The organism is Bradyrhizobium sp., from assembly GCF_016219575.1.
GTDB lineage: Bacteria > Pseudomonadota > Alphaproteobacteria > Rhizobiales > Xanthobacteraceae > Bradyrhizobium.
Genome location: NZ_JACRMG010000035.1, coordinates 82,647 through 105,668 on the forward strand (window position 1 = coordinate 82,647; position 23,022 = coordinate 105,668).

The 23,022-nt window shown below is 64.8% G+C and carries 20 protein-coding genes; 6 read left to right on the forward strand and 14 right to left on the reverse strand.

Going from position 1 to position 23,022, the window contains the following annotated elements:
* Positions 1 to 49 precede the first annotated feature (49 nt).
* Both HZB49_RS26365 and HZB49_RS26370 read left to right on the forward strand, forming a co-directional pair.
* Entirely contained in the window at positions 50 to 1,021 is a 972-nt protein-coding gene (locus HZB49_RS26365; protein WP_291616748.1) for a tyrosine recombinase XerC, read from the forward strand.
* A gap of 157 nt (positions 1,022 to 1,178) precedes the next feature.
* Positions 1,179 to 1,778 (forward strand): DUF4337 domain-containing protein, encoded by a 600-nt coding sequence (locus HZB49_RS26370; protein WP_291616750.1) that lies wholly within the window; start codon positions 1,179 to 1,181, stop codon positions 1,776 to 1,778.
* Positions 1,779 to 1,959: 181 nt separating this feature from the next.
* Here HZB49_RS26370 and HZB49_RS26375 read toward each other — a convergent pair whose 3' ends face one another.
* The 12 genes from HZB49_RS26375 to HZB49_RS26430 form a co-directional block, all read right to left on the reverse strand.
* Entirely contained in the window at positions 1,960 to 2,490 is a 531-nt protein-coding gene (locus tag HZB49_RS26375) for a hypothetical protein (protein ID WP_291616752.1), read from the reverse strand.
* Between the two features lie 45 nt (positions 2,491 to 2,535).
* A complete protein-coding gene (gene lpdA, locus HZB49_RS26380) occupies positions 2,536 to 3,939 on the reverse strand; it encodes a dihydrolipoyl dehydrogenase (RefSeq protein ID WP_291616932.1) in 1,404 nt (467 codons plus the stop codon).
* Positions 3,940 to 3,964: 25 nt separating this feature from the next.
* The gene (locus tag HZB49_RS26385; RefSeq protein WP_291616754.1) at positions 3,965 to 4,711 is read right to left on the reverse strand and encodes an SDR family oxidoreductase; all 747 of its coding nucleotides are present in this window, start codon (positions 4,709 to 4,711) and stop codon (positions 3,965 to 3,967) included.
* Positions 4,712 to 4,804: 93 nt separating this feature from the next.
* Entirely contained in the window at positions 4,805 to 6,037 is a 1,233-nt protein-coding gene (gene odhB / locus HZB49_RS26390) for a 2-oxoglutarate dehydrogenase complex dihydrolipoyllysine-residue succinyltransferase (protein WP_291616755.1), read from the reverse strand.
* A 120-nt stretch (positions 6,038 to 6,157) separates the two neighbouring features.
* The gene (locus HZB49_RS26395; protein WP_291616757.1) at positions 6,158 to 9,115 is read right to left on the reverse strand and encodes a 2-oxoglutarate dehydrogenase E1 component; all 2,958 of its coding nucleotides are present in this window, start codon (positions 9,113 to 9,115) and stop codon (positions 6,158 to 6,160) included.
* A 238-nt stretch (positions 9,116 to 9,353) separates the two neighbouring features.
* Positions 9,354 to 10,238 carry a succinate--CoA ligase subunit alpha gene (sucD, locus tag HZB49_RS26400; RefSeq protein WP_291616759.1) on the reverse strand — a complete coding sequence of 295 codons (885 nt, stop codon included), beginning with the start codon at positions 10,236 to 10,238 and terminating at the stop codon, positions 9,354 to 9,356.
* Between the two features lie 35 nt (positions 10,239 to 10,273).
* Positions 10,274 to 10,753, reverse strand: a complete 480-nt coding sequence (locus HZB49_RS26405; RefSeq protein ID WP_291616761.1) for a DUF1579 family protein — start codon at positions 10,751 to 10,753, stop codon at positions 10,274 to 10,276.
* Between the two features lie 2 nt (positions 10,754 to 10,755).
* A complete protein-coding gene (gene sucC, locus HZB49_RS26410; protein WP_291616763.1) occupies positions 10,756 to 11,955 on the reverse strand; it encodes an ADP-forming succinate--CoA ligase subunit beta in 1,200 nt (399 codons plus the stop codon).
* A gap of 211 nt (positions 11,956 to 12,166) precedes the next feature.
* Complete coding sequence (gene mdh / locus HZB49_RS26415; protein ID WP_291616765.1) at positions 12,167 to 13,135, reverse strand: malate dehydrogenase; 969 nt, start codon at positions 13,133 to 13,135, stop codon at positions 12,167 to 12,169.
* A gap of 194 nt (positions 13,136 to 13,329) precedes the next feature.
* Positions 13,330 to 14,511, reverse strand: coding sequence for a cell division protein ZapE (gene zapE, locus HZB49_RS26420; RefSeq protein ID WP_291616767.1), 1,182 nt, complete (start codon positions 14,509 to 14,511; stop codon positions 13,330 to 13,332).
* 225 nt (positions 14,512 to 14,736) lie between these two features.
* Positions 14,737 to 15,273 carry an RNA 2',3'-cyclic phosphodiesterase gene (gene thpR / locus HZB49_RS26425; RefSeq protein ID WP_291616769.1) on the reverse strand — a complete coding sequence of 179 codons (537 nt, stop codon included), beginning with the start codon at positions 15,271 to 15,273 and terminating at the stop codon, positions 14,737 to 14,739.
* Positions 15,274 to 15,433: 160 nt separating this feature from the next.
* Positions 15,434 to 16,138 carry an arylesterase gene (locus HZB49_RS26430; RefSeq protein WP_291616934.1) on the reverse strand — a complete coding sequence of 235 codons (705 nt, stop codon included), beginning with the start codon at positions 16,136 to 16,138 and terminating at the stop codon, positions 15,434 to 15,436.
* Between HZB49_RS26430 and HZB49_RS26435 the strand changes: the two genes are divergently transcribed.
* The 4 genes from HZB49_RS26435 (at position 16,137) to HZB49_RS26450 (ending at position 21,218) form a co-directional block, all read left to right on the forward strand.
* Positions 16,137 to 16,853, forward strand: a complete 717-nt coding sequence (locus tag HZB49_RS26435; RefSeq protein ID WP_291616771.1) for an ABC transporter ATP-binding protein — start codon at positions 16,137 to 16,139, stop codon at positions 16,851 to 16,853. The two genes, HZB49_RS26430 and HZB49_RS26435, sit on opposite strands and share 2 nt — an antisense overlap.
* On the forward strand, positions 16,850 to 19,423 hold the full coding sequence (locus HZB49_RS26440; RefSeq protein WP_291616773.1) for an FtsX-like permease family protein: 2,574 nt from the start codon (positions 16,850 to 16,852) through the stop codon (positions 19,421 to 19,423). Before HZB49_RS26435 ends, HZB49_RS26440 begins: the two co-directional genes overlap by 4 nt.
* A 268-nt stretch (positions 19,424 to 19,691) precedes the next feature.
* Positions 19,692 to 20,483 carry a Bax inhibitor-1/YccA family protein gene (locus HZB49_RS26445; RefSeq protein WP_291616775.1) on the forward strand — a complete coding sequence of 264 codons (792 nt, stop codon included), beginning with the start codon at positions 19,692 to 19,694 and terminating at the stop codon, positions 20,481 to 20,483.
* Between the two features lie 201 nt (positions 20,484 to 20,684).
* Positions 20,685 to 21,218 (forward strand): GNAT family N-acetyltransferase, encoded by a 534-nt coding sequence (locus tag HZB49_RS26450; RefSeq protein WP_291616777.1) that lies wholly within the window; start codon positions 20,685 to 20,687, stop codon positions 21,216 to 21,218.
* Positions 21,219 to 21,289: 71 nt separating this feature from the next.
* On the opposite strand, the gene HZB49_RS26455 is transcribed toward HZB49_RS26450, so the two are convergent.
* A complete protein-coding gene (locus HZB49_RS26455; RefSeq protein ID WP_291616778.1) occupies positions 21,290 to 21,661 on the reverse strand; it encodes a DUF2794 domain-containing protein in 372 nt (123 codons plus the stop codon).
* 512 nt (positions 21,662 to 22,173) lie between these two features.
* The gene (locus HZB49_RS26460; RefSeq protein ID WP_291616780.1) at positions 22,174 to 22,935 is read right to left on the reverse strand and encodes a DUF1223 domain-containing protein; all 762 of its coding nucleotides are present in this window, start codon (positions 22,933 to 22,935) and stop codon (positions 22,174 to 22,176) included.
* Positions 22,936 to 23,022 lie beyond the last annotated feature (87 nt).

Here is a 23,022-nt window from a genome sequence, read left to right on the forward strand (position 1 = left end):
ATATAATCAGGAGAATCACGGCGTCGATACCCCAAAGGGCTTCTCCAGATTGGCAAAACCCGACCCAGCCGTTGAAGAGCTTGCGCTCGAATGCGCAGACGGCACCATCGCGCGCGAAATCGTGCAGTGGCAGAAACATCTCGGCGCCGAGCGGCGGTTATCGCCAAAGACGCTGGAAGCCTATGCCCGCGACATCAGGCAGTTTCTCACCTTCCTCGCCGAGCACCGCGGCAGGCAGGTGACGCTGAAGGGCTTTGCCGCGATCGAGGCCAGCGACGTCAGGGCCTTCATGGCGATGCGCCGCGCCGATGACATCGCGGGACGCTCGCTGATGCGCGCGCTGGCGGGCCTGCGCTCATTCGGCCGTTTCCTCGAGCGTGAGGGCAAGGGCAAGGTCGGCGCATTGTCCGCGATCCGCGCACCGAAAGTCGGCAAGAGCCTGCCCAAACCGATCCAGATGGCGGCGGCCAAGCGGCTGGCGGACGCCGACGAGCGCGCCGGCGAGGAGCGCGATCCCTGGATCCTGGCGCGCGACGCCGCCGTGATGGCGCTGCTCTACGGCTCGGGCCTGCGCATCTCCGAGGCGCTCGGCCTGAAGCGGCGCGACGTGCCGAAGCCCGGCGAAGGCGACGTGCTCGTCGTCACCGGCAAGGGCAACAAGACGCGGATGGTGCCGGTGCTGCAGAACGTGCTGCAACTGATCGAGGACTATGCCGCGATCTGCCCCTGGTCCTTGTCCCCGGCCGGACCGATGTTCGTCGGCGCCCGTGGCGGCCAATTGAGCCCGCGCATCATCCAGCTCGCGATGGAGCGGCTGCGCGGCGCGCTGGGGCTTCCCGACAGCGCCACGCCGCATGCGCTGCGGCATTCCTTTGCCACGCATCTGTTGTCCCGCGGCGGCGACCTCCGCGCCATCCAGGAGCTGCTCGGCCACGCCTCGCTCTCGACCACGCAGATCTATACCGGCATCGACAGCGAACGGCTGCTGGAAGTCTACCGCAGCGCTCATCCGCGCCGCTGACATCTCCGTGTCATACCGTTGATAGCGACTCTTCTTCTTGACGCGTTTTCTTCACGCGAACCGGTGCCCACTTCGCTTGAAAACGCTATGTGGCCCCTTGCGCGCGCCATATTGTTCGGTCAATCGTGGGGCCGACGCGTTTCAACTGGAGGGGATCATGGGCGCACACGAAAGCATGGAGCACGCGGAGCACGCCGAACACGCTTCCGGCTCCAACAGGAACATCGCATTGCTGATCGCCGTCATCGCGCTGTTCCTGGCGCTGTCGGAGATGCTCGGCAAGGGCGCGCAGACCCTGTCGATCAGCAAGAATGTCGAGGCATCGAACCTGTGGGCGTTCTTCCAGGCGAAGAGCATCCGCCGCACCCAGATCCAGACCGCCGCCGAGCAGGGCAAGCTCGCGCTCGGCACCACCACCGACGAGGCGGCCAAGGCCGCGCTGGCCAAGCAGATCGACGACTGGACCAAGACGGCCGCGCGCTATCGCTCCGAGCCGGAAACCGGCGAGGGATCGGAGCAGCTCGCCAAGCGCGCCAAGGAAGCCGAGGTGGCGCGCGATGTGGCGACGGACAAGTACCATCATTACGAATATGCATCCGCGATGTTCCAGATCGCCATCGTGCTGGCGTCGGCGACCATCATCACCGGCATGGTATGGCTCGCCTGGCTATCGGGAGTGCTGCTGATGACGGGAATCGCGATGAGCGGATTCGGCCTGTTCTGGCCGAATTTGCTGCACGTGCTGCATTTGCATTGAGCGGGGCCTCATGGTTCGAGACGCCGCTACGCGGCTCCTCACCATGAGGGTCTGAGTTCCTCATCCTGAAGAGAACCGCAGGGTGGGGAAAGGCGCGCTTGCGCCGTGCCCACCTTCTCATGCACCGGTGCAGGGAGGTGGGCACGCTTCGCTTTGCCCACCCTACGGTTCTGCAGCTGGCCTACCGCGCCTCGTGCACGCTGCGGCGGAAGCGTGCGATGAGCCGCAGCGTCCGCGCCGACCAGCCCTCGCCGTCACCGCGCAGGATCTCGCGGATGCGCTGCTTGATCGGCGCGACCATGGCCTTGGCCTTGTCGCGCAGCATCATGATGAATTCGTAGAGCGCCTCGAACCAGCGCATCTCCAGGAGCTTGTCGCGCGTCACGTCGAAGATAAAGGCGGTGATGCCGACGCCGGCAAATTTCGCGAAGACGAGAATGGAGATCGAGGTCAGCCAGTATTCATGCGCCAGCAGCCACAGCCCGATCAGCTTCAGCGGAAACAGCGGAATGACCGGCACGGCGAAGACGACCAGCGTCATCGCCGGCGACAGCGCATCGACGCGCTCGGCCAGCCACTGCTTGAACTCGCGCAGCGGAATCCAGGCGACGATCTTCTCGACAACCGGCTCGAGATGATCCCACAGCCAGGCCTCGATCAAGAAGATGATCGCAAGCAAGACCCAGAACGGCTGTAAGAGGCGACGCAGCATCGGAGCAATCCAGTCGGTTCAGGTTACCCCAAACCGGGCCCGCGGTCACATATGGATCGCGCGCTTGCCCACCGCAAGCGCCGCTTCCTTGATGGCCTCGGATCGGGTCGGATGGGCGTGGCAGGTGCGCGCCAGATCCTCGGCCGAGCCGCCGAATTCCATCAAAACTGCCGCTTCGTGAATCATTTCGCCGGCTTCGCGGCCGATGATGTGCACCCCGAGCACGCGGTCGGTCTTCGCATCTGCGAGAATCTTCACGAAACCGTCCGTGGTCTGGTTGACCTTGGAGCGGCCGTTGGCGGTGAACGGGAATTTTCCCGATGTGTAGGCGATGCCGGCCTGCTTGAGCTCTTCCTCGGTCTTGCCGACGGAGGAAACTTCCGGCGTGGTATACACAACGCCTGGAATGACATCGTAGTTCACGTGACCGGCCTGGCCGGCGAGAATCTCCGCACAGGCCACGCCCTCGTCCTCGGCCTTGTGTGCCAACATCGGCCCCGCGACGACGTCGCCGATGGCGTAGACGCCTTTCACGCTGGTCGCAAAGTGCGAATCGATCTGCACGCGGCCGCGATTGTCGAGCGCGACGCCGGCTTCCTTCAGTCCGAGACCGTCGGTGTAGGGCACGCGACCGATGCAGACCAGCACAACGTCCGCCTCGATCGCCTCGGCCGCGCCGCCGGCCGCGGGCTCGATGCTCGCCTTCAGCGTCTTGCCGGACGTATCGACGGCCGTGACCTTGGCGCCGAGCCTGAACTTGAAACCCTGCTTTTCGAGGATGCGCTGGAACTGCTTTGCCACCTCGCCATCCATGCCGGGCAGGATGCGGTCGAGGAATTCGACCACTGTGACTTCAGCGCCGAGACGGTGCCACACCGAGCCGAGCTCGAGCCCTATCACGCCGGCGCCGACGATCAGCAATTTGCCCGGCACTTTCTCCAGCGCCAGCGCGCCGGTCGAGGACACGATGCGCTTCTCGTCGATCTCGATGCCCTTGAGCCGCGCGATATCGGAGCCGGTGGCGATGACGATGTTCTTCGTCTCCACGACTTGCGCCTTGCCGTCGCTGCCCGTCACCTCGACCTTGCCGGCGCCGAGAATCCTGCCCTTGCCCATCAGCACGTCGATCTTGTTCTTCTTCATCAGGAACTCGACGCCCTTGACGTTGCCGTCGATGCCCTGCTGCTTGAAGTTCATCATCGCGGGCAGGTCGAGTTTCGGCGCGGAAACGTTGACGCCCATTTTGGCAAAGGAATGCGCGGCCTCCTCGAACATTTCGGAAGCGTGCAGCAGCGCCTTCGACGGCATGCAGCCGACATTGAGGCAGGTGCCACCGAGGGTTGCGTTCTTCTCGACCACGGCGACCTTCATGCCGAGTTGCGCCGCGCGCACCGCGCAGACGTAACCGCCGGGTCCGGTGCCGATGATGACGAGATCGTAAGCCATGATGGAAGTCCTGTAGCTAAGTTGTTGATCAGCGCCCGCCCGAGACGTCGAGAATGGCCGAGGTGACGTAGGAGGCCTCCTCCGACATCAGCCAGACGATGGCGTTGGCGATTTCCTCGGCGGTGCCGACGCGCTTCATCGGCACCATGGGGGCGAGACGATGCGCGCGATCGGGCTCGCCGCCGGAGGCATGGATTTCAGTGTCGATCAGTCCGGGCCGGATCGCGGCGACCCGGATGCCCTCGCCCGCCACCTCGTGGCCGAGGCCGATGGTGAAGGAATCGACCGCGCCCTTGGAGGCCGCGTAGTCGACATAGGTGTTGGGCGCCCCTAACCGCGAGGCGACGGAGGAGAGATTGACAATCACGCCGCCCTTGCCGCCCCGGCGGGTCGACATCCGCTTCACCGCCTCGCGCGCGCACAAAATGCTGCCGGTGACGTTGATCGCCATCATGCGCTGGATGCGCTCGGCTGACATGTCCTCGACCCGCGCCGACGGCCCGACGATGCCCGCGTTGTTCACCAGCGCGCCGAGCGTGCCGAATTCATCGGCCGCCTTGAACAGCGCCAGGATGTCTTTCTCAAGCGCCACATCGCACTTGACCGCGATCGCCTTGCCGTTCTTGCGTTCGATTTGCGCGACGACCTCGTCGGCCGCCGCCTTGTTGCTGGCGTAGCCGACGACGATGCGAAAGCCGCGCGCCGCGGCGGCAATGGCGGCGGCGCGGCCGATGCCGCGGCTACCGCCGGTGATGACAACAACCTTGTCCGTCAAGTTAGTCCCCGATGCTGAACCGCGATCGTTTGCTGAAATGCCATTCACGAAAACTCCGGCCGCTGGGGCCGGAGCTGAAGAGACGTCACACGATCAGAGATCCAGCACCAGCCGGGCCGGATCTTCCAGGCTCTCCTTGACGCGCACCAGGAAGGTGACGGCTTCCTTGCCGTCGATGACGCGGTGATCGTAGGACAGCGCCAGATACATCATCGGCCGCACCTCGATCTTGCCGCCCACCACCATCGGCCGCTCCTGGATCTTGTGCATGCCGAGGATGCCGGACTGCGGCGCGTTGAGGATCGGCGTCGACATCAACGAGCCGTAGATGCCGCCATTGGTGATGGTGAAGGTACCGCCCTGCATCTCGTCGATCTTGAGCTGGCCGTCGCGGGCGCGGCGGCCGAAATCGGTGATCGATTTCTCGATGTCGGAGATCGACTTGTGGTCGCAGTCGCGCACGACAGGTACGACCAGACCCTTGTCGGTGCCGACCGCAATGCCGACGTGGTAGTAGTTCTTGAAGATCAGATCGCTTCCGTCGATCTCCGCGTTGACGGCGGGAATGTCCTTCAGCGCCTGCACGCAGGCCTTAGTGAAGAAGCCCATGAAGCCGAGCTTGGTGCCGTGTTTCTTCTCGAACACGTCCTTGTATTGCGAGCGCAGCGTCATGACGTTGGTCATGTCGACCTCGTTGAAGGTCGTCAGCATCGCCGCCGTGTTCTGCACGTCCTTCAGCCGTCGCGCGATGGTCTGGCGCAGCCGCGTCATCTTGACGCGTTCCTCGCGCGCGGCGTCATCCGCGGGCGAGGGCGCGCGCACCTGGACGGCGGCGGCTGGCTGGTTGACCGGGGTCGGCGCGGAGGCGGCCTTTTCGATCGCCGCCAGCATGTCGCCCTTGGTGACGCGGCCGTCCTTGCCGGAGCCGGGCACGGTGGAGGCGTCGATGCCGCTTTCCGCCGAGAGCTTGCGCACCGACGGCGCGAGTGGCGCATCCGACGGCGCAGCCTTGGCAGCGGCAGGCGCGGCAGCCGGGGCCGCGGCGGGCTTGGCGGCAGCGGGAGCGGCAGCAGCCTTGGCAGCGCCGGCGGCGCCGTCATTGATCTGGCCGAGCAGCGCGCCGACCGCGACCGTCTCGCCGTCCTTGGCGATGATCTCGCCGAGCACGCCGGCAGACGGCGCGGGCACCTCGATGGTGACCTTGTCGGTCTCGAGCTCGACCAGCGGCTCGTCCACCGCCACGGCATCGCCGGCCTTCTTGAACCAGCGGCCGATGGTGGCCTCGGTCACGGATTCGCCGAGCGTCGGAACGCGAATTTCAGTCATGGTCTGTTTCCTCTTGCGTCATGGCCGGGCTCGTCCCGGCCATCCACGCCTTTTCAGCCTTCAGGAAAGGAAGACGTGGATGCCCGCGACAAGCGCGGGCATGACGGCTTCAGTTGGTTTCTAGTTAAAAGCCTCGCCCAGGAACGCCTTGAGCTGCGCCACATGCTTGGACATCAGGCCGGTGGCGGTGGCGGCAGAGGCGGCGCGGCCGGCATAGCGCGGACGCCGGTTCGGCGCATGGATCTGGTTCAGCACCCATTCGAGATAGGGCTCGATGAAGTGCCAGGCGCCCATGTTGCGCGGCTCTTCCTGGCACCAGACGATCTCGGCGCCCTTGAAGCGGGCCAGCTCCAGCACCAGCGCCTTCAGCGGCACCGGATAGAGCTGCTCGATGCGCAGGAGATAGATGTCATCGATGCCACGCTTCTCGCGCTCCTCGTAGAGGTCGTAGTAGACCTTGCCGGTGCAGAGCACGACGCGGCGGATCTCGGCGTCCGGCCTCAGCCTGATCGGCTCGTTCGGCAGCATCTGCGCATCGTCCCAGAGGATGCGGTGGAACGAGGAGTCCTTGCCGAGTTCGTCGAGCCCCGACACTGCGCGCTTGTGGCGCAGCAGCGACTTCGGCGTCATCACGATCAGGGGCTTTCTGATCTCGCGGTGCAGCTGCCGCCGCAGCATGTGGAAGTAGTTGGCGGGCGTGGTCGGATAGACCACCTGCATGTTGTCTTCGGCGCAGAGCTGCAGGAATCGCTCCAGGCGCGCGGAGGAGTGCTCCGGCCCCTGCCCTTCATAGCCGTGCGGCAGCAGGCAGACGAGGCCGGACATGCGCAGCCATTTGCGCTCGCCCGAGGAGATGAACTGGTCGAACAGCACCTGCGCGCCGTTGGCGAAGTCGCCGAACTGCGCTTCCCACAGTGCCAGGGCATTCGGCTCGGCCAGCGAGTAGCCGTATTCGAAGCCGAGCACGGCCTCTTCCGACAACAGCGAGTTGATGACCTCGTAATGGCCCTGGTCGACGCCGAGATGGTTGAACGGCGTGTAGCGGCTCTCGTCCTCCTGGTCGATCAGCACCGAATGGCGCTGCGAGAAGGTGCCGCGCTCGCAGTCCTGGCCGGACAGGCGGACGTGATGGCCTTCCTCCAGCAGCGTGCAGAACGCCAGCGCCTCGCCGGTCGCCCAGTCGATGCCGACGCCGTTGTCGATGGCCTTGGCGCGGTTGTCGAGGAAGCGCTGGATGGTGCGGTGGACGCGGAAGCCGTCCGGCACCTTGGTGATCTTGCGGCCGATGTCCTTCAGGATGGAGGTGTCGACGCCGGTAACGCCGCGGCGGGCATCCTCTTCCTGGTCGGCGATCTTGAAGCCCGCCCATTTGCCGTCGAGCCAGTCGGCCTTGTTCGGCTTGTAGCTGGTGCCGGCCTCGAACTCGGCATCGAGCCGCGCGCGCCAGTCGGCCTTCAGCTTGTCGACCTCGCCCTCGGTGACTACGCCCTCGGCGATCAGGCGCTTGGAGTAGAGCGTCAGCGTCGACAGATGGGCGGCGATCCGCTTGTACATCACCGGCTGGGTGAACGCCGGCTCGTCGCCCTCGTTATGGCCGTAGCGGCGATAGCACCACATGTCGATCACGACCGGCTTGTGGAATTTCTGCCGGAACTCGGTCGCGACCTTGGCGGCGAACACCACGGCCTCCGGATCGTCACCGTTCACGTGGAAGATCGGCGCATCGATCATCTTCGCGACGTCGGAGGGGTAAGGCGAAGAACGTGAATAGCGCGGATAGGTGGTGAAGCCGATCTGGTTGTTGACGATGAAATGCACCGAACCGCCGGTGCGGTAGCCCTTGAGGTCCGAAAGACCGAAGCATTCCGCGACCACGCCCTGGCCTGCGAACGCAGCATCGCCATGCATCAGCAGCGGCATCACGGAGATGCGCATGTCCGGCGGATCGCCGTGCTGGTCCTGCTTGGCGCGGACCTTGCCGAGCACCACGGGATCGACGATCTCGAGATGCGAGGGGTTGGCGGTCAGCGAAAGATGAATCTTGTTGCCGTCGAACTCGCGGTCGCTCGAGGCGCCGAGGTGATACTTGACGTCGCCGGAACCCTCGACCGCGTCCGGATTGGCCGAGCCGCCCTTGAACTCATGGAACAGCGCGCGGTGCGACTTGGCCATCACCTGGGTCAGCACATTGAGGCGCCCGCGATGCGGCATGCCCAGCACGATCTCCTTCACGCCGAGATTGCCGCCGCGCTTGATGATCTGCTCCAGCGCCGGGATCAGCGACTCGGCGCCGTCGAGGCCGAAGCGCTTGGTGCCGGTGAACTTGATGTCGCAGAACTTTTCAAAACCTTCGGCCTCGATCAGCTTGTTGAGGATGGCGCGGCGGCCTTCCTTGGTGAAGCTGATCTCCTTGTCCGGGCCCTCGATGCGCTCCTGGATCCAGGACTTCTGCGCGGCATTGGAGATGTGCATGAACTCGACGCCGAGCGTCTGGCAGTAGGTGCGCTCGCAGATCGCGACGATCTCGCGCAGCGTGCCGTATTCGAGGCCCAGCACGTGGTCGAGGAAGATCTTGCGGTCGTAGTCGGCTTCGACGAAGCCATAGCTGCGCGGGTCGAGCTCCTCGCGGTCGCGCTGCGCCTCGATGCCGAGCGGATCGAGCTTGGCGTGGAAGTGGCCGCGCATGCGGTAGGCCCGGATCAGCATCAGCGCGCGGACGGAGTCGCGCGTCGCCTGGTGCAATTCGGCGGGAGTGATGTCAGCGCCCTTGGCCTGCGTCTTGGCGGCGAGCTTGGTGCTGACCGCCTTTTCGACCAGCGCCCAGTTGCCGTCGAGTGCGGAAGTGAGTTCGTCGCGCGGCGTCAGCGGCCAGTGATCGCGTCCCCAGGAGGCGCCTTCGGCGTTCTTCTTGACGTCGGCGGGGCTGTCTTTCAGGCTCTTGAAGAATTCCTGCCACTCGGCATCGACCGAATTCGGATTCTGCTCATAGCGGGCATAGAGGTCGTCGATATAGGCGGCATTGGTGCCCTGCAAAAACGACGAAAGGGCAAAAGCGGCGTTTGCGTCCTGACGAGACATGATGGCGTCCTGGTGATTTTTGCTTCGCGCATAAAATACGGCGCGGCGGCCGGTCTGGTTACAGCCCGGCGGGTTGGAAAAAGCTTTACCCTATTTGCTTCGAATGTTCGCGCCGAAAAGAACCAAGCGGCGAATTTGAGTTCAAATCTTTGAAAGACCCAATTGGGGTGCATTCTGCAACGAAAAAGGCCCCGGCTTAGGTGCCGGAGCCTTGATCCTCAAGATGGTTGCCCGCCGATCAGCCGCGAAGGGCTTCGACCAATGTCTTGCCCAGCCGGGCCGGCGACGGCGATACCTTGATACCGGCGGCTTCCATGGCCGCGGTCTTGGAGCCGGCATCGCCCTTGCCGCCGGAGATGATCGCGCCGGCATGGCCCATGCGGCGGCCGGGTGGCGCCGTGACGCCCGCGATGAAGCCGGCCATCGGTTTCTTGCGGCCGCGCTTGGCCTCGTCCTTGATGAACTGGGCGGCGTCCTCCTCGGCCGAGCCGCCGATCTCGCCGATCATGATGATCGAGGTGGTCTTGGGGTCGGCCAAGAACTTCTCCAGCACGTCGATGAATTCGGTGCCCTTGACGGGATCGCCGCCGATGCCGACCGCGGTGGTCTGGCCGAGGCCCTCCTGCGTGGTCTGGAACACCGCCTCATAGGTCAGCGTGCCCGAGCGCGACACGATGCCGACGGAGCCCGGCTTGAAGATGTTGGCCGGCATGATGCCGATCTTGCATTCGCCCGCCGTCATCACGCCCGGACAATTGGGGCCGATCAGGCGCGACTTCGAGCCGGACAGCGAGCGCTTCACCCTCACCATGTCGAGCACCGGAATTCCCTCGGTGATGCAGACGATCAGCGGGACCTCCGCATCGATGGCCTCGCAGATCGCATCGGCCGCGCCCGGCGGCGGCACGTAGATCACCGAGGCATCCGCGCCGGTCTTGCTGCGCGCCTCGGCGACGGTGTCGAACACCGGCAGGTTCAGATGCTTCGAGCCGCCCTTGCCCGGCGCGACACCGCCGACCATCTTGGTGCCGTAGGCGATCGCGGCCTCGGAATGGAATGTGCCGTTCTTGCCGGTGAAGCCCTGGCAGATGACCTTCGTGTTCTTGTCGATCAGGATGGACATGGTTGGGATGACTTTCGCGGGATCAGGAGTGGAGGTCAGTGCACGCGCCGGTAAACGCCGGTGAGCACGTCAGCCCATCCTTCCGCGTCAGGCGAGAACTGGATTTTCATGGAATAGCTGTTGTCGTCGATGACTTCGTAGACATGCCGCGCATTGCCGCGCAGCGAGCCGCGCACCAGCACGAGCGATTTGCCCTGCCAGCTGCCGGAGGCCGGCGACGGCGGGTAGTAGCCGAGCGAGTCGTGCCAGAACAGTTTGTAGAGCCGGTCCTCGCGATCGTAAGTGAAGACGCCGTGGGTGGCGAACGCCTCCCTGCCTTCGCGGGTCTGGCGGGTGTCCTGGATCAGGTAGAAGCCGTTGAGATCGATGCGCGCGACGACGCGCGAGACGGCCGGCCCGCCCTTGTCCCAGCGCGAGGGGAAAACCGTCTCCTCGCCGGTCCATTCGCCCGCGAACGCCTCGAGTTTCCTGTGCTCGTCCTGCGGTTTCGGTGCGGACAGACGGTCCTCGGCCATCGTTAGCCTCCCTTGACGGCTTTCACGATCTTCTGCGCGGCATCGTCGAGATTGTCGGCCGGAACCACGTTGAGGCCGGACTCGCGGATGATCTGCTTGCCGGCATCGACATTGGTGCCCTCGAGCCGCACCACCAGCGGCACGCTGAGGCCGACTTCCTTGACGGCGGCGACAACGCCCTCGGCGATGATATCGCACTTCATGATGCCGCCGAAGATGTTGACCAGGATCCCCTTCACGTTCGGGTCGGCGGTGATGATCTTGAAGGCCGCCGCCACTTTCTCCTTGCTAGCGCCGCCGCCGACGTCGAGGAAGTTGGCGGGCTCCATGCCGTAGAGCTTGATGATGTCCATGGTCGCCATGGCAAGGCCGGCGCCGTTGACCATGCAGCCGATGGTGCCGTCGAGCGTCACGTAGTTGAGGTCGTATTTCGACGCCTCGATTTCCTTGGGGTCCTCTTCGGTCAGGTCGCGCAGCGGCACTGCCACCTCGGGATGGCGGAACAGCGCGTTGTCGTCGAAGGATACCTTGGCGTCGAGGACGCGCAGCTCACCCTGCCTGGTGACCACGAGCGGATTGATTTCCAGCATCGCCATGTCCTTGGCGACGAAGGCCGCGTAGAGCTGGCCCGCCAGCTTTTCGGCCTGCTTGGCGAGGTCGCCGGAAAGATTGAGCGCCTTGGCCACCGTGCGGCCGTGATGGGCCATGATGCCGGTCGCCGGATCGACCGAGAAGGTGACGATCTTTTCCGGCGTGGAGTGCGCGACGTCCTCGATGTTCATGCCGCCTTCGGTCGAGACCACGAACGAGACTTCAGAGGTCTCGCGGTTGACCAGGATCGAGAGATAGAACTCCTTGTCGATGTCGGAGCCATCCTCGATGTAGAGGCGATTGACCTGCTTGCCGGCTGGACCCGTCTGTACCGTCACCAGCGTCGCGCCCAGCATCTGCTTGGCGAATTCGGCAACCTCGGCGACCGACTTGGCGATGCGAACGCCGCCCTTGTCGCCGGCAGATGCCTCCTTGAACTTGCCCTTGCCGCGGCCGCCGGCGTGAATTTGGCTCTTCACCACCCAGACCGGGCCGGGGAGTTTCTTGGCTGCCGCCTCCGCATCCTCAGACTTCAGCACCGGCACGCCCTTGGAGATCGGCACGCCGAATTCGTGCAGCAGGGCCTTGGCCTGATATTCGTGGATATTCATCGAGAGACGCTCCCCAAACCCTGAATTGGTGGAGGTCAGCGCCCCCACGCCTGTTCTATGGCTGGCATACCATATACCACAGAAACCGCAAGAGCCGAAGATCGAACTGGCCGATCCCCGGCCCATCTACTTGTTTGAGCGTGATCTTTGCCGAAAGCCGGTCCCGCCTTGCGCTGGTGCGCCCTGCGGGTCGGGATCACGCCCGGCGAAATCAGCGCCCCAGCAGGTCGGGCGCGATCTTCTTGCAGGCATCGACGAGACCCTGCACGGCGCCGACCGACTTGTCGAAGGCCTCGCGGTCCTTGCCGCCGAGCTCGATCTCGACCACGCGCTCGACGCCCTTGGAGCCGATGACGACGGGCACGCCGACATACATGTCCTTCACGCCATACTCGCCGTTCAGATAGGCGGCGCAGGGCAGCACGCGCTTCTTGTCCTTCAGATAGCTCTCGGCCATCGCGATCGCCGACGCCGCCGGCGCATAGAACGCCGAGCCGGTCTTCAGCAGGTTGACGATCTCGGCGCCGCCGTTGCGGGTGCGATCGACGATCTCGTCGATGCGCGCCTGCGAGGTCCAGCCCATCTTGACGAGGTCGGGCAGCGGAATGCCGGCGACGGTGGAGTAGCGCGTCAGCGGCACCATGGTGTCGCCATGGCCGCCGAGCACGAAGGCGGTGACGTCTTCCACGGAGACGTTGAACTCGTCGGCGAGGAAATAGCGGAAGCGCGCCGAATCCAGCACGCCGGCCATGCCGACCACCTTCTTGTGCGGCATGCCCGAAGCCTTCTGCAGCGCCCACACCATCGCATCCAGCGGGTTGGTGATGCAGATGACGAAGGAGTCGGGCGCGTATTTCTTGATGCCGGCGCCGACCTGCTCCATGACCTTGAGATTGATGGAGAGGAGATCGTCGCGGCTCATGCCGGGCTTGCGCGGCACGCCGGCGGTGACGATGCAGACCTTGGCATTGTCGAGCGCCTCGTAGGAATTGGCGCCGACCAGATGCGCGTCGAACCCGTCGACCGGCGAGGACTGCGCGATGTCGAGCGCCTTGCCCTGGGGAATGCCTTCCGCGATGTCGAACATCACGACGTCGCCGAGCTGCTTGAGCCCGATGAGGTGAGCCAGCGTACCGCCGATCTGACCGGAGCCAATCAAGGCAATCTTGTCGCGCGCCATGGGAAATCTGTCCTTTGAGAGCAGTGAGGTAAGGAGGGAGGATAGGCTTTCGGGAAGGGTGGTTATCCCTTTAGCCGGACCGGTTCAAGTCGCGCCATGCCTCTTTGGGAGCACTGCTGCGATTTCAGTCAGGTATGCCAGCCGGTGTCATTCCGGGGCGCGCGTAGCGCGAGCCCGGAATGACGGGACGGGAACTATGTTTCCACCAGCCCGGTCGTCGAACCGCTCGCCGCCGAATCCTTACGCCCGTGCGGCAATGCCAGGTAGGATTCCGAACTCATTTCGATCAGGCGCGAGGAGGTGCGCTTGAACTCGTTGGCCTCGACGCCTTCGGTCGCGACATAGAGCGCGACCGGATCGGCCGCCGCAGACGCCATCAGCTTCACGCCGTTGTCATAGAGCGTGTCGATCAGCGAGATGAAGCGCTTGGCGGCGTTGCGATCGGCGTAATCCATCACAGGAATGCGGTCGATCAGGATGGTGTGGTAGTCGTGCGCGAGGCGCAGATAGTCGCTTGCGGCGAGCGGCTTTTCGCAGATGTCGGCAAAGGAGAACCGCGCCACGCCATGCGCCGAACACGGCACATGCAGCTTGCGGCCCTTGATCGCGATATCGCGCGGCTTGCACGGCGCCCTGCCGGTCAACCGGCCCCAGGCACGGTTGAGCACGAATTCGGCTTCGGGATCGTTGGTCAGCCACATCCTGGCGCCGGCGAGCTTCTCCAGCCGGAAGTCGGTGCGCGCATCGAGCCGCATCACATCCATGTGGTTGGTGATCTGCGCGATGAAGGGCAGGAACAGCGCCCGGTTCAAGCCACCCTTGTAGAGATCGTCCGGCGCCACGTTCGATGTCGCCACCACCACGGTGCCGAGGCCGAACAGCCTTGCAAACAGGCGACCGAGGATCATGGCATCCGCGATGTCGGTGACATGGAATTCGTCGAAGCAGAGCAGCCACGCCTCGTCGAAGATCGCATGCGCCGTCAGTCCGATCACGTCGGCATCGTCGATCTCGCCGCGCGCGATGTTCTGGCGGTAGGCGTAGATGCGCTCATGCACCTCGGCCATGAATTCGTGGAAATGCGCGCGCCGCTTGTGCTCCACCGGCGACTGCTGGAAGAACAAATCCATCAGCATGGTCTTGCCGCGGCCGACCTCGCCATGGACGTAGAGGCCGCGCGGCGGCGACTCGTCCTTGTCGGCGAACAGCCGGCCGAACAGGCTCTGCTTCTTGATCGGCTTGTAGCCGGAAAGCCGCTCCTCCAGCGCCGCAAACGCTTCCGCCGCGCGCATCTGCGCCGCATCGGCCTCGATCGCACCTGACGCGATCAGGGCCTTGTAATGGGCATCGAAGGTGGCGGGCGGGGTATTGAGCATGCCCCCTTTCCGCCCCAGCGCGCGACAAATTGCAAGCGAGGAATTGGGGTGACGGGTATGCGCTGCGCTTGTTCTCCCTCTCCCCGTTCTCACGGGGAGAGGGCAGGGTGAGGGGCTGTTTCCGCAATCACGGTGAGAGATGGACTCGCGGAGAGTCCCCCTCACCCGGATCGCATTGCCATGCGATCCGGCCTCTCCCCGCGTGCGGGGAGAGGCGAACAGACCTCACGCACTCAGCGCGTAGGAATCCTCGACCACATAGGGGCCGCCGCCGGTGGAGGCGCGGGAGGAGAACAGCACGAAGCGCGAGGCGAGGAAGCTCTTGCTCGGGAAATAGCCGCGCACGGAGAGATAATCGGCGACGTCCTGGCTGGAGGCATCGTGCAGCCGCGCCAGCGTGACATGCGGCGTGAATTTTCGTCCCTCGGGATCGAGCCCCAGGCGCTGCATCAACCGCTCAAGCTCGGCCTGCAGTTCGATCAGCGGCCGGCTCGGCTCGACGGCGGCGACCACCGCACGCGGCTTCTTGCCGCCAAAACTGGTCAGGCCCTGCAGACGAACCTCGAACGGCTTGCGGTTGACGCGAAACAGCATCGAGGCGATCTCGTTGGCATAGGTGCCATCGATGTCGCCGATGAAGCGCAGGGTGACGTGATAATTTTCGGGGTCGATCCAGCGAGCGCCCGGAAGGCCGCCCCGCAAGCCGGAAAGTGTGTGGCCGATCTCGGCCGGAATTTCCAGTCCAGTGAACAAACGCGGCATCGTAATCACTCCCGATGCTTGGACATTCAGCGGGAGGCCCGCGTCATGCCCCAAACCAGAGACCGGCGAATCACCGATCTCCAATTTCTACCCGACTTATGTGACTCTGCGAAGCATGCCGCGTTAACGCCCCGGAAACTTGCGGGGAGTTGTACAGATTTCAGCTCCGCTGCCCGGCAATCGTGCCGAGAAATGCCTCCACCATAGGCAGAATGTTCTTCACGATGAGATCGACGCCTTCCGCGGTCGGATGGATGCCGTCCTTCTGGTTGAGCTTTGTCTCGGCCGCCACGCCTTCGAGGAAGAACGGATAGAGCGGCACGTCGAAAGCCTTCGCCAGTTCCGGAAAGATGGCATTGAAGCGGGCCGCATAGTCCGTGCCGTAGTTCGGCGGCGCCTGCATGCCGCACAGGAGCACAGCAATCCTGCGCGCTTTCAGCCGCGCCAGAATGTCCGACAAAGCCGCGCGCGTCACATTGGGGTCGGTGCCGCGCATCGCATCATTGGCCCCGAGTTCGAGGATGACGGCCTCGGTTCCCTCCGGGATCGACCAGTCGAGCCGGTCACGCCCGCCGGAGGTGGTGTCGCCGGACACCCCGGCGTTGATTATGTCGACCTTTATCCCCTTGGATTCCAAAGCCTTTTGCAGGCGGACCGGGAACGATTGATTGGCCGGCAGGCCAAGGCCGGCGGTGAGCGAATCGCCGAAGGCAACGATCTTGACGGGCCTTGCCGACGCGGCAGCAGGAGACTGCGCAAGGGCCTGGCCCGTCATCAGGAAAGCCAGAATCAACACGATGATGTGCGCGAAGTTCGCAAAGCTCCCCTCGACCCCGCGGGCCGAAGTGCCATATGACGCAACCATGGACAGCCTCATCCAAACCTCGTCTCTGACCGGCACCGAGCCGGACACCATCGCCATCAACAACGTCAATCTTTCGCTCGGCTCCGGCGCCGCGCGCGTGCACATCCTCAAGGATATCAGCCTGCGCGTCGGATCGGGAGAAGCGATCGGCCTGATCGGTCCGTCCGGATCGGGGAAATCGACGCTCCTGATGGTGATGGCGGGACTGGAACGTCCCGATAGCGGAGAGGTGGTGGTGAACGGCACGGCGTTCAATGCCCTCGACGAGGACGCGCTGGCGCGTTTCCGCGGCCGCCAGGTCGGCATCGTCTTCCAGTCCTTCCATCTGATCCCGACCATGACGGCGCTGGAGAATGTCGCCGTCCCGCTCGAGCTCGCCGGCAATGCCGAAGCGGCGGCACGCGCCGCTCAGGAGCTGGAATCGGTCGGCCTCGGCCACCGCCTGCATCATTACCCGACGCAGCTTTCCGGCGGCGAACAGCAGCGCGTTGCGCTCGCCCGCGCGCTGGCGCCCGATCCCGCGATCCTCGTGGCGGATGAACCCACCGGCAATCTCGACGAGACCACGGGCAGGCAGATCGTCGATCTCCTGTTCTCGAAACATGCCGAGCGCGGCATGACCCTGGTGCTGGTGACGCACGACACCGGGCTCGCACAACGCTGCGACCGCGTGGTGCGGTTGCGCTCGGGCCGCATCGACGGACACGGCGCTTGACCACGCTCGCCGACGAGACCGCCTATCAGGCGCGCGCCTCCTCGCTCGCATTCCGCTACGCGCTGCGCGAGTTGCGCGGCGGATTGCGCGGCTTCTACGTCTTCATCGCCTGCATCGCGCTCGGCGTGATGGCGATTGCCGGCGTCGGCTCGGTCGCGGCGAGCCTCGGCGACGGGCTGGCCCGCGAGGGCCGCACCTTGCTCGGCGGCGACGTCGCCTTCTCGATGATCCAGCGCGAGGCAAAGCCCGACGACGTCGCCTTCCTGCGCTCGCGCGGCAACCTCTCGATCGCCGCGACGCTGCGCGCCATGGCCCGCGCCGGCAACGGTCAGCTCGCGCTGGTCGAACTGAAGGCCGTTGACAGCGCCTATCCGCTGCTCGGCGAATTGACGCTCGAGCCGAAAATGCCGCTCGCCGAACTTCTCGCCGAGCGCGACGGCGCATTCGGTGCCGCCGTCGATTCGACGCTGCTGGCGCGGTTCGACCTGAAACTCGGCGACCGTGTCGCCGTCGGCAACTCCACCTTCGAACTCCGCAGCGTGGTCAATGCCGAGCCGGACAAGCTCGCCGGCAATGTCGGGCTGGGGCCGCGCTTCCTCACCAGCGAAGCGGGCCTGCGCGCTACCGGGCTGTTGCTGCCCGGCAGCCTCGTGCGCTGGATCTATCGCGTCAAGCTGCCCGACAACGCCGCCGACGATCGCTCCGCCGCCGCGTTCATCGCCGATGCCCGCGCCGCTTCGCCGGAAGCGGGCTGGGAAATCCGCAGCCGCGCCAACGCCTCGCCGCAGCTGGAGCGCACCATCAACCGCTTCACGCAATTCCTGACGCTGGTGGGCCTTGCCGCCCTTCTGGTCGGCGGCGTCGGTGTCGCCAACGCGGTGAAGAGCCATATCGACCGCCGCCGCGACGTGATCGCGACCTTCAAAGCGGTCGGCGCCACCGGCCGCGACGTCTTCACCATCTACACCACCCAGGTGATCGTGCTCGCCGCGCTCGGCTCGGTGATCGGGCTAGCCGCAGGCGCTGCGCTGCCGTTCGTCATCGTCGGCCTGTTCGGAAAGATCCTGCCGCTGCCGGTGGTGCCGGCGCTGCATTTCGACGAGCTGGCGCTTTCCCTGGTCTATGGCCTTCTCACCGCGCTTGCCTTCGGGCTGTGGCCGCTCGGCCGCGTCCACGACGTGCCGGTCGCGGCGCTGTTCCGCGAGATCGTGACCAGCACCTGGCACCGCCCGCGCTGGCGCTACATCGTGCTGATGGCAGCCGTCATCGCAGCACTGGTCGGCGTGGCGATCGGGCTTGCCTATGACAAGCGCGTTGCCGCCGTGTTCGTGGCATCATCCATTGCCGTGTTCGTGCTGCTGCGGGCGATTGCCGCGGGGCTGATGGCACTGGCGCGAAGGATGCCGCGCAGCCGCATCACCATGCTCCGGCTCGCCATCTCCAACATCTACCGGCCCGGCGCGCTGACGCCGTCGGTGGTGCTGTCGCTGGGCCTTGGCCTTGCCGTGCTCGTCACCATCACGCAGATCGACGGCAATCTGCGCCGGCAGTTCCTGGCCGCGCTGCCGGAGCGCGCGCCGTCGTTCTATTTCATCGACATCCCGTCCTCCGAGTCCGAACGGTTCGGCGCCTTCCTGAAGCAGGTCGCCGCCGATTCGACGGTGGAGGAAGTGCCGATGCTGCGCGGGCGCATCGTCGCTGCGCGCGGCGTCAAGGCCGAGGAACTGAAGCCGTCGCAGGACACCGAATGGGTGCTGCAGAGCGACCGCGGCCTGACCTATACCGGCGAGATTCCGAAGGGCTCCAAGATCGTCGAGGGGCAATGGTGGCCGGCCGACTATCAGGGACCGATCCTGGTCTCGATGGAGAAGAAGATCGCCGACGGATTGAAGTTGAAGATCGGCGACGAGATCGTCGTCAATGTGCTCGGCCGCGATATTCCCGCGAAGATCGCCAACCTCAGGAACATCGACTGGCAGGGGCTCGGCATCAACTTCGTGCTGGTGTTCTCGCCCAACGCCTTCAAGGGCGCGCCGCACAGCCATGTCGCGACCCTGACCGAGGCGCAACACGATGCCGCATCCGATGCCAGGATCATCAAGCAGGTTGCGGATGCCTTTCCGATGGTGACGAGCGTGCGGGTCCGCGAAGCGCTCGAGACCATCGGCACCGTCGTCACCAACCTGGCGCTGGCCATTCGCGGAGCCAGCGCCGTGACCCTGATCTCGGCGATCCTGGTCCTGGGCGGCGCGCTTGCCGCCGGCCACCGCCACCGGGTCTATGACGCCGTGATCCTGAAGACGCTCGGCGCCACACGGGTGCGGCTGCTCGGCGCCTATGCCCTGGAATACCTCATGATCGGCTTTGCGACCGCGATCTTCGGCGTGATCGCAGGTTCGGTGGCGGCCTGGCTGATCGTGACCCGGCTGATGACGCTCAGTTTCGTCTGGCAAGCCGGCAGCGCCGCCGGCGTGGTAGCTGCCGCACTCCTGGTCACGGTCGGGTTGGGTTTGGCCGGCACGCTGCTGGCATTGAACCAGAAGCCTGCCACCGTGTTGCGCAATTTGTGACAAAGTGAAGCGGGCACCCGGCAACCTGCCATTCCAGCCCGCAACTTCAGGGTTAACGCGATTTCACCCGGCTTGCATGCTGCAGAGCGACATTCGGCCGCGCACCGAAGCTTGCTTTGAATGTGTTAGTTTCCCACATATCAGCCAAGCCGGAAACTCCGTTTGATGACAGGATTTTAATGTCGGCAGACGGCGGGTATCTGGGATAGATTCTTCCGGGCGGCGCGAAGCCCTCGCGGCCGCCGGACCAACCAACGGGAATTCGACCATGTCGGACCTAGACCGCAACTATGCTTCCCCCTTCGGCCGGGCCGCCGGGCGCGTCGATGCCGCGACCGTCGATGCCGGTCTGCGCTCCTACATGCTGCGCATCTACAACTACATGAGCATCGGCCTGGCCATCACCGGCCTCGCTGCGCTCGGCGTCTACATGGCCGCCGTCACCACCGACCAGGCCGGCGCCGCCGCCAAGTTCGGCAAGGAGTTCCTGACGCCGTTCGGCTATGCGATGTATGTGAGCCCGCTGAAGTGGCTGTTCATCCTCGCGCCGCTGGTCATGGTGTTCGCGATCTCGTTCGGCATCAACCGGCTGAGGCCTGCAACCGCCCAGATGTTGTTCTGGGCGTTCGCGGCGCTGATGGGCGTTTCGCTGTCGTCGATCTTCCTGGTGTACACCCACACCTCGATCGTGCGCGTGTTCTTCATCACCGCCGCCACCTTCGGTGCGCTCAGCCTGTGGGGCTACACCACCAAGCGTGACATCAGCGGGATGGGCTCCTTCCTGTTCATGGGCCTGATCGGCATCATCATCGCGAGCCTGGTCAACCTGTTCCTGGCGAGCTCGATGCTGCAGTTCATCGTGTCGGTGGTCGGCGTGCTGATTTTTGCCGGTCTCACCGCCTGGGATACCCAGCGGCTGAAGAACGACTACATCTACGGCTACGCCGCGCAGGGCGGCGACATTGCCGAGCGTGCGGCGATCTCCGGCGCACTCTCGCTCTACCTGAACTTCATCAACCTGTTCACGCTGCTGCTGCAGCTGCTCGGCCAGCGCGACTGACGCGACCCGGGCTGGACGGATCGAAGCCCCGGCCTCACCGCCGGGGCTTTTCTTTTGCGCCCTTTCCTCGTCATGCCCGGACTTGATCCGGGCATCCACGTTCTGCCTGCCGCACCAAAGACGTGGATGGCCGGGTCAAGCCCGGCCATGACGAAGGGAAACGACGTTGATCCCAATTGATCGGCTGATATCTTGCGGCCCATGCCCGCCCTTGAAATCAGGCCGACGATCGAGGCCGACCTTTCCGCCGTCACCGAAATCTACGAACACGCGGTGCGCCACGGCACCGCGACGTTCGAGCTGATCCCGCCCGATCTCGCCGAAATGACGCGGCGATTCCGCGCGCTCGTCGATGGCGGCTATCCCTATTTCGTCGCCACCCTCGACGGCGAGGTGGCCGGCTATGCCTATGCCGGCGCCTACCGGCCGCGGCCGGCCTATCGCTTCACCGTGGAGAACTCGATTTACCTGAGGCCCGCGAACCACCGCCGCGGCATCGGGCTTCGGCTGCTGCACCGGCTGATCGAGGAATGCGAGCGGCGCGGCTATCGCCAGATGATCGCCGTGATCGGCGATTCAGCCAATGCCGGATCGGTCGGCGTGCACACGGCTTGCGGATTCCAGATGATCGGGACGCACCCGAATGTCGGCCTGAAATTCGGCCGATGGCTCGACACCGTGATGATGCAGCGTGCGCTTGGCGAAGGCGCCACGACGCTGCCAGCGGATTCGTAGCGCGGACGGATCGTGGATTGCATCGGGCGCCGGACACAAAATCGCGAAAACAACCCCATGCAAAGTAGAAGCTACACCACCGCGAGCTTGCGATCGATCACCAGGAGCACGCGATCCAGCTCGTGGCCGCGGCGCAGGATCAGGCCGGTCGCCGAGATCACGCTGTACATGCCCTGCTTGCGCGCGAGCCGCGGATCCTTCTCGATGCGATAAAGCGGCACCTCGGTGGCGCGGCGGAACACCGAGAACACGGCGCGGTCTTTCAGGAAGTCGATGGCGTAGTCGCGCCACTCGCCGTCGGCGACCATGCGGCCGTAGAGATTGAGGATGCGGTTGAGTTCAAGGCGGTTGAAGGTGACGCGATTGGGCGGCGCATTCGCAGCGGCGGGTCGAGCCGCTGCGCGAAGCCCGCTTGGATCGGTGTCCTCCGAAATCGTACTCATGGAGCGCCTCCTGTCATCTCCAAGACGACCTCGCTCCGAAAACCGGTGCCCACTTTTCGGGATCGTCATGCAGACGCCATGATTGCGCCGACCGCGGCCGGCCGCAAGGGGCGCCCGATAAATACCGTCAGGGCCGGGCGAATCGGCCGCATGCCCGCAAATGACCGGGTCACAGGATCGTTAGGCGAATCTTATTGCTGCCCCACTTCCGCCAACCGACTGCCGCCCCCAGTTGAGATAGTGATTCTCGCGTTGACCCGGTCCTTTCGGTTCCGGATTCCTCAGCCCCCAGCCCCCCGGGGCCGTCGGGATCGGGTCTATCGCACGGGGTTAGACCCCTGAGGGACTAACCCTCGAGACTGGGCCAACGAAAGTTGGTCCTTTTCTTTTTTGGGCGTTCGCCAGCGCCTGTTCCATGCGCAGCGGCCGCGCCGCCGAATCATCCTTCCGGCAAGTCAGCAACGCGCTAACCGCCGTACGGCCGCGCCGCGAATTGAACAGTTACCGGTTGGTTAATGCAGCGTCGTGTAGGCCGCGCCCAGCATCGGGCCCGGCTTGTCGCGGCTACCGTCCTGGACCAGCACGGCCGCAGCATCGATGCCCTCGCGCATGACGCTGTCGAGCGGCACAGTCCAGCTTCCCGCCGTGCCATTGAAGTCGCCGACCTTGAGGAGGTTGCGCACCACATTGTGGTAGACGACCTCGCGCCCGCGATTTTCACCCCGGCTGATCGAAATCGGCACCGCCTTCGAGATCGAGCAGAGCCAGATCTCTCCTCGCGCCGATGTCGTCTCCTTGCCGGCGGCAACCGACACCGTGAGCTGCTTGCCCGACAATGTCATCGTCACCGGCACGGACATCACCTTGCCGGTCTTGCCGGTGTCCTTGATCGCGCCGTCAATGCGCGCGCGATCGCTGCCGATCACATGCGCCGCGCCGTTGACGATCACCTGCGGCGTGTAGACGTCGCGGTCGCCGCGCACATGCGAATAGGCTTTCTGCCGCGCGCTGAAGCGGGAGTCCGCGAGCGTGTCCTTCCAGCCGAGATAGTCCCAGTAGTCGATCGGCAGGCTGAGCGCGATCACCGACGGGTCCTTGGCGAGCTCGCCGAGAATCTTGTCGGCCGGCGGACAGGACGAGCAGCCTTGCGAGGTGAACAATTCCACCACGGCTTTCGGCTCGGCATGGGCGGGACGGATGACCGCGACGATCGCGCAGACACCGAGCGCACCCGACCAACGCGAAAGAGAACGATAGGCCATCAACGCTGTCATAAGCAGGTCCGGGGTTCTCGCATCGGCAAAATGGTCACCGTAGTTGTACGGGCAGCTCGTGCCCCAGAACGAGCGAAGGCGGCCCTT